Annotated in this window: 16 protein-coding genes; 9 read left to right on the forward strand and 7 right to left on the reverse strand. The window is 66.0% G+C overall.

All coding sequences use genetic code 11. The features are described 5' to 3' along the window. Positions 1-2: 2 nt before the first annotated feature. Both IEV87_RS15970 and ccoS read left to right on the forward strand, forming a co-directional pair. Positions 3-2,180 carry a heavy metal translocating P-type ATPase gene (locus tag IEV87_RS15970; RefSeq protein ID WP_188478824.1) on the forward strand — a complete coding sequence of 726 codons (2,178 nt, stop codon included), beginning with the start codon at positions 3-5 and terminating at the stop codon, positions 2,178-2,180. Between the two features lie 6 nt (positions 2,181-2,186). Next, positions 2,187-2,345 (forward strand): cbb3-type cytochrome oxidase assembly protein CcoS, encoded by a 159-nt coding sequence (gene ccoS / locus IEV87_RS15975; RefSeq protein ID WP_188478825.1) that lies wholly within the window; start codon positions 2,187-2,189, stop codon positions 2,343-2,345. An 84-nt stretch (positions 2,346-2,429) separates the two neighbouring features. Here the strand turns inward: ccoS and IEV87_RS15980 are convergent, their stop codons facing one another. Then, a complete protein-coding gene (locus tag IEV87_RS15980) occupies positions 2,430-3,893 on the reverse strand; it encodes a D-alanyl-D-alanine carboxypeptidase family protein (RefSeq protein ID WP_188479487.1) in 1,464 nt (487 codons plus the stop codon). 323 nt (positions 3,894-4,216) lie between these two features. Further along, a complete protein-coding gene (locus tag IEV87_RS15985) occupies positions 4,217-4,918 on the reverse strand; it encodes an HAD family hydrolase (RefSeq protein ID WP_188478826.1) in 702 nt (233 codons plus the stop codon). Between the two features lie 186 nt (positions 4,919-5,104). Between IEV87_RS15985 and clpS the strand changes: the two genes are divergently transcribed. From clpS to hemF, 4 genes are all read left to right on the forward strand, one after another. Continuing rightward, positions 5,105-5,431, forward strand: a complete 327-nt coding sequence (clpS, locus tag IEV87_RS15990) for an ATP-dependent Clp protease adapter ClpS (protein WP_229737658.1) — start codon at positions 5,105-5,107, stop codon at positions 5,429-5,431. Between the two features lie 7 nt (positions 5,432-5,438). Further along, entirely contained in the window at positions 5,439-6,455 is a 1,017-nt protein-coding gene (locus IEV87_RS15995) for a class I SAM-dependent methyltransferase (protein WP_188478827.1), read from the forward strand. A 30-nt stretch (positions 6,456-6,485) separates the two neighbouring features. Further along, on the forward strand, positions 6,486-7,286 hold the full coding sequence (locus IEV87_RS16000) for an SDR family NAD(P)-dependent oxidoreductase (protein ID WP_188478828.1): 801 nt from the start codon (positions 6,486-6,488) through the stop codon (positions 7,284-7,286). A 95-nt stretch (positions 7,287-7,381) separates the two neighbouring features. Further along, the gene (gene hemF, locus IEV87_RS16005) at positions 7,382-8,290 is read left to right on the forward strand and encodes an oxygen-dependent coproporphyrinogen oxidase (RefSeq protein WP_229737659.1); all 909 of its coding nucleotides are present in this window, start codon (positions 7,382-7,384) and stop codon (positions 8,288-8,290) included. 9 nt (positions 8,291-8,299) lie between these two features. Here the strand turns inward: hemF and IEV87_RS16010 are convergent, their stop codons facing one another. From IEV87_RS16010 to IEV87_RS16020, 3 genes are read right to left on the reverse strand one after another with little or no spacing between them, the layout of a single operon-like run. After that, positions 8,300-10,024, reverse strand: a complete 1,725-nt coding sequence (locus tag IEV87_RS16010) for a sensor histidine kinase (protein WP_188478829.1) — start codon at positions 10,022-10,024, stop codon at positions 8,300-8,302. A gap of 11 nt (positions 10,025-10,035) precedes the next feature. Continuing rightward, the gene (locus IEV87_RS16015; RefSeq protein WP_188478830.1) at positions 10,036-10,590 is read right to left on the reverse strand and encodes an RNA polymerase sigma factor; all 555 of its coding nucleotides are present in this window, start codon (positions 10,588-10,590) and stop codon (positions 10,036-10,038) included. Further along, positions 10,590-10,742 (reverse strand): NepR family anti-sigma factor, encoded by a 153-nt coding sequence (locus tag IEV87_RS16020; protein ID WP_188478831.1) that lies wholly within the window; start codon positions 10,740-10,742, stop codon positions 10,590-10,592. The genes IEV87_RS16015 and IEV87_RS16020 overlap by 1 nt, the downstream gene beginning before the upstream one ends. Before the next feature lie 103 nt (positions 10,743-10,845). Between IEV87_RS16020 and IEV87_RS16025 the strand changes: the two genes are divergently transcribed. Continuing rightward, the gene (locus tag IEV87_RS16025; protein ID WP_188478832.1) at positions 10,846-11,658 is read left to right on the forward strand and encodes a response regulator; all 813 of its coding nucleotides are present in this window, start codon (positions 10,846-10,848) and stop codon (positions 11,656-11,658) included. Positions 11,659-11,732: 74 nt separating this feature from the next. On the opposite strand, the gene IEV87_RS16030 is transcribed toward IEV87_RS16025, so the two are convergent. Next, positions 11,733-11,903 carry a DUF1328 domain-containing protein gene (locus tag IEV87_RS16030; RefSeq protein ID WP_188479490.1) on the reverse strand — a complete coding sequence of 57 codons (171 nt, stop codon included), beginning with the start codon at positions 11,901-11,903 and terminating at the stop codon, positions 11,733-11,735. Between the two features lie 320 nt (positions 11,904-12,223). Between IEV87_RS16030 and IEV87_RS16035 the strand changes: the two genes are divergently transcribed. Continuing rightward, positions 12,224-12,415 (forward strand): PLDc N-terminal domain-containing protein, encoded by a 192-nt coding sequence (locus IEV87_RS16035; protein ID WP_188478833.1) that lies wholly within the window; start codon positions 12,224-12,226, stop codon positions 12,413-12,415. Between the two features lie 125 nt (positions 12,416-12,540). Then, a complete protein-coding gene (locus IEV87_RS16040) occupies positions 12,541-13,383 on the forward strand; it encodes a YihY/virulence factor BrkB family protein (RefSeq protein ID WP_229737660.1) in 843 nt (280 codons plus the stop codon). Here the strand turns inward: IEV87_RS16040 and hemE are convergent. Then, a complete protein-coding gene (gene hemE, locus IEV87_RS16045) occupies positions 13,380-14,408 on the reverse strand; it encodes a uroporphyrinogen decarboxylase (protein ID WP_188478834.1) in 1,029 nt (342 codons plus the stop codon). The genes IEV87_RS16040 and hemE overlap by 4 nt on opposite strands. Positions 14,409-14,459 lie beyond the last annotated feature (51 nt).

The following is a 14,459-nucleotide window of genomic DNA, read 5'->3' on the forward strand; positions in this document are numbered from 1 at the left end:
CCATGACCACCGCCACCCTTTCGGCCTGCCCCGCCTGTTCCGCCGCCCCGTCTGCCGAGGACATCGCCGCCCGCGCGATGCCGAAACCCGCGCGGCTGACCCTGTCCCTTCCGACGATCCATTGCGCCGCCTGCATCTCCGCCGTCGAAAAGGCACTGGCGGCCGTTCCGGGGGTCAATGATGCCCGCGTGAATCTGACACTGAAACGCGCACAGGTGGACGCGGGCCCCGCCGTCACCGCCTCCGACCTGATCGCCGCTCTGGCCGACGTCGGCTACGAGGCGCACGAACTTGACCCCGGCAGCGCCGCCGTCACCGCGACCGACCGGGCCGGGCGGGACCTGCTGATGCGGCTGGCGGTCGCCGGTTTCGCCTCGATGAACGTGATGCTGCTGTCGGTGTCGGTCTGGTCCGGCGCGGTGGACGCCACGCGCGACCTGTTTCATTGGATTTCTGCCTTCATCACCTTCCCCGCCATCGCCTTTTCGGCCCGGCCCTTCTTCCGCAGCGCCTATACCGCCCTTTCCGCGCACCGCCTGAACATGGACGTGCCGATCACGCTGGCGATCCTGCTGGCGCTGGTCACCTCCCTCTGGGAAACGGCCCTGTCCGGAGAGCACGCCTATTTCGACGCCGCGCTGACGCTGACCTTCTTCCTGCTTGCCGGTCGTTACCTTGACCATCGCACCCGCGCCATCGCCCGATCCGCCGCGGAGGAACTGACCGCGCTGGAGGTCCCCCGCGCATGGAAACTGGTGAACGGAGCGGAAACCGCCACCCCCGTCGCGGACCTGAGCATCGGCGACCTGATCCGCATCCGCCCCGGCGCGCGGATGCCCGTGGACGGCGTCGTGACCGAGGGAACCTCGGAAACCGACCGTTCCTTCCTGACCGGGGAATCCCTGCCCGTGCCGGTCGCCCCCGGACAACCCGTCAGCGCCGGAGAGGTCAACCTCACCGGCCCCCTGACCCTTCGTGCGACCGCAGTCGGGCAGGACACCGCGCTGCACCGCATGGCCGACCTTGTCGCCATCGCGGAAAGCGGACGCAGCCGCTACACGCCGCTGGCCGACCGGGCGGCCAAACTTTATGCGCCCGGCGTGCATATTCTGTCGGCGCTGGCCTTCCTCGGCTGGCTGGCCTGGTCCCACGACCTGCGCACCGCGCTCAACATTGCCGCCGCGGTGCTCATCATCACCTGCCCCTGCGCGCTTGGCCTTGCGGTGCCCGCCGTAACGACCGCCGCCTCGGGCCGGCTGTTCCGCAAGGGCATGCTGGTAAAGCACGAAACCGCGCTGGAGCGGCTGGCCCAGGTCGACACGGTGGTCTTCGACAAGACCGGCACGCTGACTTCCGGCGCGCCCGTTCCCACGAACCTCGACGCCCACGATCCCGCCACCCTGTCGCAGGTGCTGGCGGTGGCGGAGGGATCCTCGCACCCGCTCTCCCGCGCCCTCACTACGGCGCTGCGGGCCCGCGGGGTCGCCCCCGCCCCGGTCACCGATCTGCGGGAACAGCCCGGCTACGGGACCACGGCGATTCTGGAGGGCAAGAGCCTGCGCCTTGGCCGCGCCTCCTGGGTCGGGGCCGAGGAGACAGCGACCACGACAGCCTGGCTCTCCGCCGAAGGGGAGGCTCCGCGCCCGCTGACCTTCACCGACGCCCTGCGCCCCGGTGCGGCAGAGGCGGTGGCGGGGCTGAAGGCCATGGGCCTGCGTGTGATCCTGATCTCGGGCGACACCCCCGCCGCCGTCGCCCCCCTGGCCCGGCAGCTTGGCATCGACGACTGGACCGCCAGCGCCCTTCCGGGGGACAAGGCCGGACGGATTGCGGACCTGCAGGCCCGGGGCGCACAGGTGCTGATGGTCGGGGACGGGCTGAATGATACAGCCGCGCTGCGGGCCGCGACCGTCTCGATCTCGCCCGCCTCAGCTCTGGACGCGGCGCGGGTTGCGTCGGACATCGTGCTGCTTGGCACCGACCTGTCGCCGCTGCCCGGCGCGCTGCGCACCGCCCGCAAGGCCACGCGGCGCATTCGCGAAAACTTCCGTATCGCCACCGCCTACAACGTCATCGCCGTGCCGCTGGCCATCGCCGGACTGGCCACGCCGCTGATCGCCGCCCTCGCGATGTCGACCTCGTCGATTGTCGTATCCCTGAACGCCCTGCGCCTGAAGTAACCCATCATGGACGTCCTGACCTGGCTCATCCCGATCTCGCTCTTCCTCGGAGGCATCGGCCTTCTGGGATTCCTCTACACGCTGCGCTCGGACCAGTACGAAGACCCGACAGGCGACAGCCAGCGCATCCTTTCCGCGGACTGGGATGACCGGCCCAGACCTTGAGCGCCGACCGCGACACCCTGTCCCCGAAATGCAGAACGCCGCCGGAAGATCCGGCGGCGTTCTGCATTTCCTCTGATCGGCCGGTCAGCTTGGCCCGATCATGAAACAGGTCTGGTTGCGCGCCTGCAGGCGGCGGCAGGCGAGATCGGCGCTCTCCCGCTCCATCCCGAGGAAGTTCGCGTCGAACCCGGTCGGGCGGCGGACAACCTTGCGCAGCGCGCCGTCGAGCGCGTCGGTTTCCTTGAGCGCTGTCTGCAGCAGGATCTTCTCGGCCGCGTTGTGCGACCGGAAACGCCCGATGTTGATTCCCCAGTGACGTCCGCCCGAGGTCGACACCCGGGTCACGACCCGCGGCTCCTCAGGCTCCGGACGCGCGGCGAGCGCGCGGGCAAACAGACCGACGGGGCGGGCGACCGGCGTCACCGACGCGGTCGAGGCCTGTGCGACCTGTTCCGCAACCTGCGCTGCCGCGGTCGGTTCGGCCTTGGGCTTCGGTTCGGGTTTGACCTCGGCCACCAGGGCCTTGGCGGGTTTCGCCGCAGCGGGCATCAGGCTGGCGCTCTGCGCGACCTCCGCCACGGCTTCGTTGATGACATCATCCATGGCGACCAGAACCGGCGCTGGTTCCGACCCCGGGCGCGCCATGGGCCGCAGGCTGCGGGTAACGGCAGTGTTCAGGCGGATCACCTTGCCCGCCGCGCGCATCTTGCCGTCGGCCTGTTCCAATGTCTTCACCTCAGCATAGACCGGCGCATCCGGCGCAACGCGCGGTGCCTTGGACGGCGCGCGCTTGAACCCGAGGTCCAGCAGCTCGGCCACCTTGGCGTTGCGCGACGCGGAGGAACGTCCGCCGAACACCGTCGCGATCACCCGTTCGTTTCCGCGCTCGGCAGAGGCGACGAGGTTGAAACCGGCGGCACGGGTGTAGCCGGTCTTGATCCCATCCGCGCCCTTGTAGGAGGCCAGAAGACGGCGGTTCGTATTGGCAACGGTCTTCATCCCGGCATCCGCTTCGGTGCGGGAGAAGAGGTTGTAGTATTCGGGATAATCGAACAGCAGGTGCCGCCCGAGGATCGTCATGTCCCGCGCGGTGGACAGGTGCCCGTCCTCCGTCAGACCGTTGGCGTTCTTGAAGGTCGTGCGCGTCATGCCGATCGCCTTGGCGGTGCGGTTCATCCGGCGGGCGAATGCGGCTTCGCTGCCCTCGATCGCCTCACCGATGGCGGTGGCGGCGTCGTTCGCGGATTTCACAGCCGCCGCGCGGATCAGGTAGCGCAGGCGAATTTTCTGCCCCGGCGCGAGCCCCAGCTTCGACGGCGGTTCCGCGGCCGCATTGCGCGTCACCGTCACGGTCGTGTCGAGCGAGATTTCGCCGTTCCTGATCGCCTCGAACGCGATGTAGAGCGTCATCATCTTGGTCAGCGACGCCGGATGCAGCCGCGCGTCGGCGTTGTCGGAATGCAGGACCTCTCCGGTCCGCGCGTCCATCACCATCGCTGCATAGGGTGCCGATCGGACCGGATCGTTCCAGGCTCCGCCCAGAACCATCGCAACAGTCGTCACAAATAGGAATACGAGTGCCCGCACACGGGTCGGCTTATGCTGCCGCTCCATCTTGCCTCTCACTTCACTGCCTCAGCCGCCGGTTCTCCGACTGGCTATTTTTTCATTGCCGACAGGCTAACACAGTGCGCGCCGGCGACAAACTCCTATTTTACAAGGCAATCCGCCGCCCTGCGGATAACCGGGTCCGCAGAGCATAGGTCAGAACAGTCAGAGAGGTATTAACGGAGCGATTGCAGCAGAATTCGGGCATCGGGGTCGCGCAGCCACAAGGTTTGCCAAGAGAAAATCGCACAGCCGGACTTGCATCAACCGACGGATGCGATGATCTCCGGCAGATGTTCCAGCGTACCGATCTGCCTGTATCTTGTGCGTTCGCCTGGCGCCTCCGCCCGTTCAAGCGCCCAGGTGACCTCTCCGGGCACGTAGATCCCCCATCCCCCGGCCTCGATCATCGGCACGACGTCCGACTTCATGGAGTTGCCGATCATCATTCCGCGCGACGCTCCGTCGCCGTGGCGCGCGAAGATCTGTTCATAGACCGGACGGGTCTTGTCCGACACGATCTCCACTCCGTGAAACAGCTCTCCCAGCCCCGACTGCGCCAGCTTGCGCTCCTGATCCAGAAGGTCGCCCTTGGTGATCAGAAGGACACGGTGAGTCTCTGCCGCCGCGACCACCGCGGCCTCGGCATGGGGCAGAAGTTCGATCGGGTGCGACAGCATCTCCTGCCCCGCGGCGATCAGTTCCGAGATGACCGACCCCGGCACCCGGTTCTCCGTCACCTCGAGCGCAGTTTCGATCATCGACAGCACGAAGCCCTTGATGCCGAATCCGTAAGCCCCGATGTTGCGCCGCTCCGCCGCCAGCAGGCGATCGGCGAGGTGATCGGGCTCCGCATGATCCTTCAGCAGTTCGGCAAACCGCTCCTGCGTCAGCTGGAAGAACCGTTCGTTGTGCCAGAGCGTGTCATCCGCGTCGAAACCGACCGTCGTTAAAAATTGTGGCATCTTCTTCCGGCTTTTCGTGCGTGCAGGAGCACGGCCCCCTTTCAACTCTTGTCGCGGACGTTATATAGAAAGGCCAAATCCCGAAACCCCCGAAGCCATGGGAAAACCCCGGTCGGACGGAACCCGATGAGCCAGACGCCGAAAAATTCGCGTCCCCCCGAAGCGTCGTTTGCGGCGCCTCTTCGCATGTCCACCCGCATGGCAGGGCCGGACAACGACGACCAGACGACGGTGATCGTCGACACGAAGCCCAAGTCCAAGCGCCCGCCGCTTTACAAGGTGTTGCTGCTGAACGACGACTATACGCCGATGGAATTCGTTGTCGCTGTGCTGGAACGATTCTTCGGGATGAACCACGCGCAGGCGTTCGAAATCATGCTGACCGTGCACAAGAAGGGCGTCGCCGTCGTCGGCGTGTTCAGCCACGAGATCGCGGAAACCAAGGTCGCACAGGTGATGGATTTCGCCCGCCAGCACCAGCATCCGCTGCAATGCACCATGGAAAAGGAATAACCGCCCCGTGACGGAGCATCCGCGGCTTGGCCTCGCGCTCGCTCCGGGCGGGCTGTCCCTGCCCGGGGGGCGCATCGCGGTCTTCGGACCGCGCGACGGCGTGTCCCTGGACCCGCTGCCGAAAGAGTCGGTGGAGGTCATCACCACCAGCTACCCCGACCACGCGCATTACTCCCGTCTGGGCTATGCCTGCGCGCTGGAGCCGACGGGAAACTATGCCGCCGCCGTCGTCTTCCTGCCCCGCGCCAAGGCCCTGGCCCGCGACCGGATCGCCACGGCCCGCGCCGCGACCGCCGGCCCGGTGATCGTCGACGGGCAGAAGGAGGACGGGATCGAGTCGGTGCTGAAGGACTGCCGCGCCCGCGCCGATGTCTCCGGCCCGGTGAACAAGGCGCATGGCAAGCTGTTCTGGTTCGAAGGCGGCGACCTGAGCGACTGGACCGCCCCGCCCGTAACCATGCCCGACGGCTTTGTCACCGCGCCCGGAACCTTTTCTGCCGACGGGATCGACCCGGCCTCGGCCCTGCTGGCCGACAGCCTGCCCACGACGCTCGGCGCGCACGTCATCGACCTCGGCGCGGGCTGGGGATACCTCTCCGCCCGCCTGGCGGCGCATCCCGGCATCACCCGCATTGACCTGGTGGAGGCCGATCACGCCGCGCTGGCCTGCGCCCGGATGAACGTCACCGATCCGCGTGCGCTGTTCCACTGGGCCGACGCCACGGACTGGCGCCCCGATACGCCCGCGGACACGGTGGTGATGAACCCGCCCTTCCACACCGGGCGCAAGGTGCAGCCGGAACTGGGGCGCGCCTTCATCCGCACCGCCGCCGCCTGCCTGAAGCCGAAAGGCGCGCTCTGGATGGTGGCCAACCGCCACCTTCCCTACGAAACCCTGCTTGGAGAGCTGTTCGCCGAGCACGAGGAAATTGCCGGAACCGCCAGCTTCAAGCTGCTGCGCGCGTCCGCCCCCCTGCGCGAGAAAGCCCGCACTCGCCAGCCGCGCCGCAAGGCGCTAGGCTGATCCGGGCCGTCGCCCCTCAAGGAGCACCCCATGTCCTTTTCCATCGCCGGCAAGACGGCCATCGTGACCGGGGCCGGAAACGGCATCGGCCTGGCCATCGGCAAGCATTTCGCGGATCGCGGCGCCAACGTCATGTTCGCCGACCTCGACGAGGAGGCGCTGGTGCGTGAACTCGGCGAGCGGCCCGAGGCGGACAACATCCGCTATTTCGCCGGTGACCTGCGCGAACGGCTGACCATCGCCAACCTGCTCTCCGCCACGATCGACCAGTTCGACCGGGTCGACATCCTGGTGAACGGATCGCGGCAGGTGATTGCCTCGGATTCCCTGAACCCCGACGACGATGCGGTGGAAACGCTGCTGCAACAGAACCTGATGACCGCCCTGCGGCTGAGCCAGACCGTCGCGAAACGGCTGATCAAGCAGGCGGAGGATCAGCCGGACATGCCTGCCGGGTCCATCGTCAACCTTTCCTCCATCGCCGCCCGGCGGACCCATCCTGACCTGCTGGCCTTTTCCGTGTCCGCCGCCGCGCTGGACCAGATGACCCGGTCGCTCGCCGTGGCGCTGGCGCCGCACCGGATCCGGGTGAACGCGCTGGCCTTCGGTTCGGTGATGAGCGCATCGCTCATGTCCTCGCTCAAGGACCACAGCGAGTTTCGCTCGGACATCGAGGAGCACACGCCGCTGAACCGCATCGGCGCACCGAGCGAACTGGCCGAGGCCGCGCAATACCTCGCCTGCGACGCGTCCAGCTTCATGACCGGCCAGATCCTGACCATCGACGGCGGGCGGACCCTGCTGGACCCGGTCGCCGCCCCCGCCCACTGACGCCGTGTTCCGGCCCTGCGACCCGGTGCACCCTTGCCCTCCGGCGCGCGGGCTGGCAGTCCGGAGTCGCCTCCGGCGGGAGTATTTCTGGCAAGATGAAGGAACGCGCGGTGACGGATCTGATGGAAGCGGAAAAGGCGCGGGCGGCGGAGTGGTTCGTCGGCCTGCGCGACCGGATCGTGGCGGCCTTCGAGGAACTGGAACTGTCGCAGACAAGCGGACCGCTGGCGGACCAGCCGCCCGGCCGGTTCGAGGTGAGCCGCACCCGCCGCGCCGCCCCCGAAGGCGAGGACGCGGGTGGCGGCCTGATGAGCGTGATGCGCGGTGGCCGGGTGTTCGAGAAGGTCGGCGTCAATGTCTCCACCGTCTTCGGCGCGCTCGGAGCCGAGGCGCAGGCGGCCATGGCAGCGCGGCGCGGCCTGCCCGGCATGACTGAGGACCCGAGGTTCTGGGCCAGCGGAATCAGCCTGGTCGCCCACATGCAGAACCCGCACTGCCCCGCCGTCCACATGAACACGCGGATGTTCTGGACGCCGCATGGCTGGTGGTTCGGCGGCGGCGCGGACCTGAACCCCTGCATCGAATATGACGGGGACACCGCGCATTTCCACGAGGTGCTGAAGGCGCATTGCGAACCGCACGGGGCCGGGGAATACGACCGGCTGAAGGCCTGGGCGGACGACTATTTCCATATCCCGCACCGCGGTCGCGCGCGCGGGGTTGGCGGAATCTTCCTTGACGATCACTGCACCGGCGACTGGGAGGCAGACTTTGCCTTTGTCCGCGACATCGGCAGCGCCTTCCTGCCCGCCTACCTGCCGCTGGTCGAGCGTCGCCGGGGCATGGACTGGGACGCGGAGGAGAAGGAAATCCAGCTGGTGCACCGCGGCCTCTATGCGGAATACAACCTCGTCTACGACCGCGGCACGAAATTCGGTCTCGCCACCGGGCATGATGCCAACGCTGTCCTGATGAGCCTGCCGCCCATGGCGAAGTGGGTCTGAACCCGGCGGTCAGACGTTTTCCAGCGCCTTGCCCGACAGTGCGATGTCGACCGTGATCGAGAAGCTTTCGTCATCCTCGTGCAGAACCGGCCTTGTGCCAAGCTGGGAGGCGAAGGCTTCGATCAGCTGACGCCCCAGACCGCTTCCGGTTGGCGCGGCACCGATCTCCGTCACCTCGCGACCCTTGGAGTTGGCGACGCTGAAACGGCAGGAATTTTCGCCGGTCCGGATCAGCGCGATGCGGATCCAGGGCTTGTCCGCCCCCTCGGGGCGGCCGAAATACTTGATCGCGTTGGTCACGGCTTCGGTCGCCAGCAGCGACAGGGGCACCGCCTGGTCGGGCGACAGGATGACCTCTTCCACCTGCACTTCGACATCGGCGGTCTGCTGGCGCGGCAGGGCGCTCTTGATGACCTGATCGAGAATATCCTCGAGCAACCCGTCCGCGCGCAGGTTTGCCAGCCGCGCGGTGTGGTAGAGGTTCGAATGCACGGTAGCGAGCCCCAGCACCCGATCCTGGATCCGGCGCAGCGTGCCCTTGGTTTCCGTGTCGCCGGACTTCCGCACCTCCATGTTGATGATGGAAGCGATGAGCTGGAGGTTGTTCTTCACCCGGTGGTGAACCTCCTTCAGCAGGACGTTCTTTTCATGCAGGTTGTTTTCCAGTTCGGCCGTATCGCGGGTGATGCGGTCGACCATGTTGTCGAAGGTTTCCTCGATCTGGATCAGCTCGGTCGGGGCGCGGCCATGAGCCAGCAGCCCCGGCTCCTGATGCACGTAGGTCGCGCCGAAGCGGCGCATCTTCTGACGCAGCAGCCGGATGTGACGGATGACGAGCCGGTGCACCGCGAAATAGGCCACCACCAGCGACACGAGCCACATCAGCAGCGGGAAGGCCATGGCAGAGCGGCTGATGAGGTCCTCGTCATTGGTGCCGCTTTCCACCGGCCAGACTGACACGGCGAATACCACGCCGGGCACGATCGGCGTCACGGAGTAGACCCGCGGCACGCCGGTCTTGTCTACAGCACGGAAGGCGTTGAACTGGCGATAGAGCTGGGAATTCAGATCGCGGAAGGCGGGCAGCCGCTGCGCCGCGGTCTGGGGCTCCTCCATCGACAGCAGGACCTCACCGTCGACGTTGATGGTGATGAGGTCGACCGGCCTGGAGGGACCGGTGAAATCCGGGTCGAACCGGGCATTGGCGCGTGGCAGCGACAGGGAGATGTAGCCGATGTAGTTGCCGCCCTGGAACACCGGTTGCGCGATCACCATGACCGACTGCCCCGACACGATCCCCTTGTCGGTGGATTTCATCAGCGGCTTGGGGTCCGCTGTCATCTCCTTGAACGTCGCCGCAGACCGCAGGTCCGAAGCCTGCCCGCGTGAATTGCAGCGCGACACGCCGTTGACGTCGACGAAGAGCGCCAGCGCGAAGGCCGGATGCGAGCGGATGAAACCTTCCATCAGGTCCGAACAGCCGGCGAGATCGATGTCCATCGACAGGATCGCCCCGCCCAGCACCCGGGCCGAGGCGAACCCTTCGTGGATCAGGTCGCTCTGGCGTTCCGCGGCGGCGACGGTCTGACCGAGGTAGGCGGAGCGGGTCAGCGCCTCGGCCTTCTCGACGACGGAGCGGGTCTGGTAGAGGGAGATCAAGCCAATGGGCAGCAGGGCGATGGACAACATGGCCACCACCCGCACCCCAAGCTTGTCGAAAATGTGTAGTCCCACTCGGGTGTCCGCTACATGGATTTCATCTGCGCGGCCGACATGACGGCCATGGTGGACTGATCTGTCAGCTCCATGGCCCCGTCTTCATCCAGGTTGAGCAGTTCGCTCAGCCTTGCCCGACCGCGATTGGCCCGGCTCTTGATCGTTCCGACGGCACAGCCGCACATCTCCGCCGCTTCCTCGTAGGAAAATCCGGAGGCGCCGACAAGCAGCAACGCTTCGCGCTGTTCGTCCGGCAGGGTCACGAAGGCCCGTTCGAAATCCTTAAGCGCAAGACGTCCGTCATGGTCCGGCTTGGTGGCGAGGTTCGCGGAAAACGCGCCGTCCACGTCCGCGACCTCACGGCCGGAGCGGCGACGGGCGGAATAGAAGGTGTTGCGAAGGATCGTGAACAGCCAGGCGCGCAGGTTGGTGCCGACCTTGAACTTGTCCATGTTTGTCCAGGCCTTCACGATCGTGTCCTGGACCAGGTCATCGGCCTGAGCGGAGTTGCGGCAGAGGCTCATGGCGAAAGCCCGGAGCGACGGCAGATGCTCGACAAGCTCCTCTCGCGGATCGGCACTCATTATGCGGAATCCCCGCTGCCCTGCTTCTTCAGCTGTTCAAGAAGAGTCTTGAAACGGTCGGGGAGGTCCTCTTCAACGGTCTGCTGGTAAACTCGTTTTAGATTCTCGTCGATTTGCCGTTTGACGTGTTCGTTTTCACTGTCGTGCGCCATGGGCCTACTTTGCTACTGCCATTCGTAATCCACCTTTTCTGGGAACCTAACGCAGGTGACGGGCGTTGGGTTCCAAGAAAACGCAAAAAAGGCATACTGCACGATGAACCAGACGGTGGGGTCCGAAGACTTTGCAATGAACGTGGCGATGGAACTTCCCTACCTTCGCCGATATGCCCGCGCGCTGACAGGCAGTCAGACCTCGGGCGACAATTACGCGGCCGCGACGCTTGAGGCCATGCTGGAGGATCCGGGCCTTGTTGACCGGACCAAGAATACCCGGCTTGCCCTGTTCGGTGCGTTCCATGCGATATGGACCAGTTCCGGCGCCCCGGTGGCGGTCGAGGAAAGCGGCATTGCCGCACGCGCGCAGGATCACCTGTCGCGCCTGACGCCGAACACGCGCGAAGCGCTTCTGCTGGCGACGATCGAGGATTTCAGCACCGATCAGATCGGCGAGATCATGGGCATCGGCCGGTCCGAGGCCGAGGAACTGGTGCGGATCGCGCAGCGCGAACTGGCCGAAAGCGTCACCGGCCGCGTCATGGTCATCGAGGACGAGGCGATCATCGCCATGGACCTGCAGTCCATCGTCTCTGAAATGGGCCACACCGTCACCGGCGTCGCCCGCACGCGGAGCGAGGCGGTTGCCCTTGGCAAGGCAGAACGTCCGGACCTGATCTTTGCCGACATCCAACTGGCCGACAATTCCTCGGGCATCGACGCGGTGAACGACCTGCTGGCCGAACTCGGCGACGTGCCGGTGATCTTCATCACCGCCTATCCGGAACGGCTGTTGACCGGAGAGAAGGCCGAGCCCGCCTTCCTCATCACGAAGCCCTACACCGAAGAGCAGGTGCGTCTGGCCGCGAGCCAGGCGATGTTCTTCGCCTCCACCGAGACGCTTCAGCACTGACGTTTCCGACAGGATCGGACGAAAACGGGCGGCCCGGAAGGACCGCCCGTTTTCATGTTGGGTCTGCGCGCGCATCAGGGCGTGCGGCCGCGCAGGGCGCGGGCAACCATCGCAATCACGAACAGCACCAGGAAGATGACGAACAGGATCTGCGCGATCCCCGCCGAAGCGCTGGCAATGCCGCCGAACCCGAAGACGGCGGCGATGATGGCGATGATAAAGAAGGTAACGGCCCAATAAAGCATTGGATTTCCTTTCGATTTTTCATCAACGCGAAAGTCTGCGTTCTGCGGGACAAACAGCCGGTGAGGCGTTTCGGTTCCCTCGGGCAGCATCCGGTCACGTCCGGCGAAAAAAAATTTGCGCACGCGGGAACCGGATGTGAAAACGCGCGTTAACCATCAAGGCGTCCCCAAGCGCCTGTCCCTCAATGACTGGCGGGGATATCCCCGATTTACCTCTCCCCGCCAGTCATATCCCTCCTAATACATTGCAATTAATCATGAAAAACCGGAACCTGGCGGGCCGGTCGGCGTTGACTCCGCGAACAGAGACGGAGTGTATCATGCTGGAAATTTCTGGAATTGGCGGACTCATCATCCTTGCCCTGGACATCTGGGCCATCGTATCGATTGTCGGATCGCGGGCTTCGACAGGATCGAAAGTGCTCTGGGTCCTTCTCGTACTCATCCTTCCGGTGCTCGGCTTCATCATCTGGCTGTTCGCCGGCCCGCGCAGCACACGCGGAATGGCCTGACCGCCGACACCGACACCGCCTACGCCGCCCCGAGGGGCGGCGTTTTGCGTTGCCGCCGTGCAGCACCCGCCCGCTTGCCCTCGGCCGCGCCGAAGCTAGACTTGGGTCATGAGGAAAGGGTCCCGGTGAAACGCGCGTTCCAGATCGTTAAGGGCATGGCCAACGGCGTCGCCGACAAGAACCTCAGCCTGATTGCCGCCGGCGTCGCCTTTTACTCCATGCTTGCGCTCTTTCCCGGCATTGCCGCCGTCATCGCGATCTGGGGCCTGCTCGCCGACCCGCATGTGTTGATCGAACAGCTTGAACTCGTGGACACCCTGCTTCCCCCCGACGTCACCAGCCTGCTGGCCAGCCAGATCAACGCCCTGTCCAACGCCAGCGGCGACAAGCTGGGCTGGGCCGGCCTGATCTCGACCATGCTGGCGATCTGGTCCGCGCGCTCGGGCGTGGCGGCCCTGATGCTGGGTCTCAACGCCATCCATGAACGACAGAACCGGGGCAGCCTGCGCCACTACCTCGCCTCTCTTGTCCTGACCCTTGCCCTGCTCGGCGTGTCCATGGTCACCCTGTCCGCCGTCGTCATCGTGCCGATTGTATTCACCATCATCCCGCTTGGTCCGATCACCGCCATGATGGTGGAGGCCTTCAGATGGGCCTCCGCCATCTTTGTGCTGCTCGCGGGGCTTGCGGTCATCTATCGCTTCGGTCCGAACAACCGCGGCGAACGGATGAAATGGATCACTCCCGGTGCGGGGCTGGCCGTGGCGCTCTGGGCGGTCGCGTCCTACGGATTCTCGCTCTACCTGACGAATTTCGCCAATTACAATCAGGTCTACGGCTCCATCGGGGCCGCCATCGCCATGCTGATCTGGCTTTATATCAGCGCCTTCCTGATCCTGATCGGAGCCGAGCTGAACCTCCAGCTGTCCACCCGTCGCAGCCTCGACAAGGCGGTGAGCGCGGTCTAGCCGCGCACCGCGTCGATCATCCGCTGTACGTTGTCCGGGTCCGCATCCGGCGTGATCCCGTGGCCGAGGTTGAAGATATGCGGCCCGCCGGAAAACGCACGCACGATGCGCTTCGTTTCCGCCACCAGATCTTCCCCGCCTGTCACGAGATGAGACGAGGCGAGGTTCCCCTGCACGCAGCCGTCGATCTGCACATGCGTCGCCGCCCAGTCCGGCGCGACGGAGTTGTCCAGCGCCACGCAATCCGCCCCGGTCGCCCGCGCGAACCCTTCGTAGCGCGCCCCCGCCTCACGCGGGAAGGCGATGACCGGGATGCCCGGATGCCGCGCCTTCAGCGCCGCGATGATCCGCTGCGCCGGGGCCAGCGCGAAATCGTCGAAATCCTGCCCCTTGAGCGACCCGGCCCAGCTGTCGAACAGTTTCACCACCTCTGCCCCCGCCTCGATCTGGGCCGACAGATATTCCACCGTGGCCTCCGTCAGCCGGTCGATCAGCGACGCGAACAGCGCCCGGTCCTGCGCCATCAGCGCGTGCGCCGGGGCCTGATCCGGCGTCCCGCGCCCGGCCACCATGTAGGTCGCGACGGTCCAGGGCGCGCCTGCGAACCCGATCAGCGTCGTTTCCGACGGCAGGGCGGAAGACAGGATCCGCACCGTTTCGTAGATCGGCGACAGGGTCTCGTGGACGGCCTCGGCAGGTTTCAGCGCGTCGAACTCCGCCCGGCTGGTCAGAGTGGAAAGCCGCGGCCCCTCCCCCGTCACGAACCACAAATCCGCGCCAAGCGCCTGCGGCAGAAGCAGGATGTCGGCAAACAGGATCGCCGCATCGAAGCCGTAGCGCCGGATCGGCTGGAGCGTCACCTCGGCAGCAAGATCGGGATTGTAGCAGAGTGACAGGAAATCCCCCGCCTGCGCCCGGGTCGCCCGATACTCCGGCAGGTAGCGCCCCGCCTGCCGCATCATCCAGATCGGCGGCACGGGCAGCACCTCTCCGCGCAGCGCCCTCAGGATCGTCTTGTCAGTCATCGCATCCTCCGTCCGGCCCCTCGTCGCCGGGGCGGGCCGCGAAGTCAAGCC

This window comes from Primorskyibacter flagellatus (genome assembly GCF_014638275.1).
Taxonomy (GTDB): Bacteria; Pseudomonadota; Alphaproteobacteria; order Rhodobacterales; family Rhodobacteraceae; genus Pseudooceanicola; species Pseudooceanicola flagellatus_A.

Excerpts from the sequence above, each read along its gene's own strand:
- IEV87_RS15970 (WP_188478824.1), top strand. The coding sequence starts at position 3 with ATGACCACCGCCACCCTTTCGGCCTGCCCCGCCTGTTCCGCCGCCCCG.
- ccoS (WP_188478825.1), top strand. The coding sequence starts at position 2,187 with ATGGACGTCCTGACCTGGCTCATCCCGATCTCGCTCTTCCTCGGAGGC.
- IEV87_RS15980 (WP_188479487.1), bottom strand. The coding sequence starts at position 3,893 with ATGGTTCTGGGCGGAGCCTGGAACGATCCGGTCCGATCGGCACCCTAT.
- IEV87_RS15985 (WP_188478826.1), bottom strand. The coding sequence starts at position 4,918 with ATGCCACAATTTTTAACGACGGTCGGTTTCGACGCGGATGACACGCTC.
- clpS (WP_229737658.1), top strand. The coding sequence starts at position 5,105 with ATGTCCACCCGCATGGCAGGGCCGGACAACGACGACCAGACGACGGTG.
- IEV87_RS16000 (WP_188478828.1), top strand. The coding sequence starts at position 6,486 with ATGTCCTTTTCCATCGCCGGCAAGACGGCCATCGTGACCGGGGCCGGA.
- hemF (WP_229737659.1), top strand. The coding sequence starts at position 7,382 with ATGAAGGAACGCGCGGTGACGGATCTGATGGAAGCGGAAAAGGCGCGG.
- IEV87_RS16015 (WP_188478830.1), bottom strand. The coding sequence starts at position 10,590 with ATGAGTGCCGATCCGCGAGAGGAGCTTGTCGAGCATCTGCCGTCGCTC.
- IEV87_RS16020 (WP_188478831.1), bottom strand. The coding sequence starts at position 10,742 with ATGGCGCACGACAGTGAAAACGAACACGTCAAACGGCAAATCGACGAG.
- IEV87_RS16025 (WP_188478832.1), top strand. The coding sequence starts at position 10,846 with ATGAACCAGACGGTGGGGTCCGAAGACTTTGCAATGAACGTGGCGATG.
- IEV87_RS16030 (WP_188479490.1), bottom strand. The coding sequence starts at position 11,903 with ATGCTTTATTGGGCCGTTACCTTCTTTATCATCGCCATCATCGCCGCC.
- IEV87_RS16035 (WP_188478833.1), top strand. The coding sequence starts at position 12,224 with ATGCTGGAAATTTCTGGAATTGGCGGACTCATCATCCTTGCCCTGGAC.
- hemE (WP_188478834.1), bottom strand. The coding sequence starts at position 14,408 with ATGACTGACAAGACGATCCTGAGGGCGCTGCGCGGAGAGGTGCTGCCC.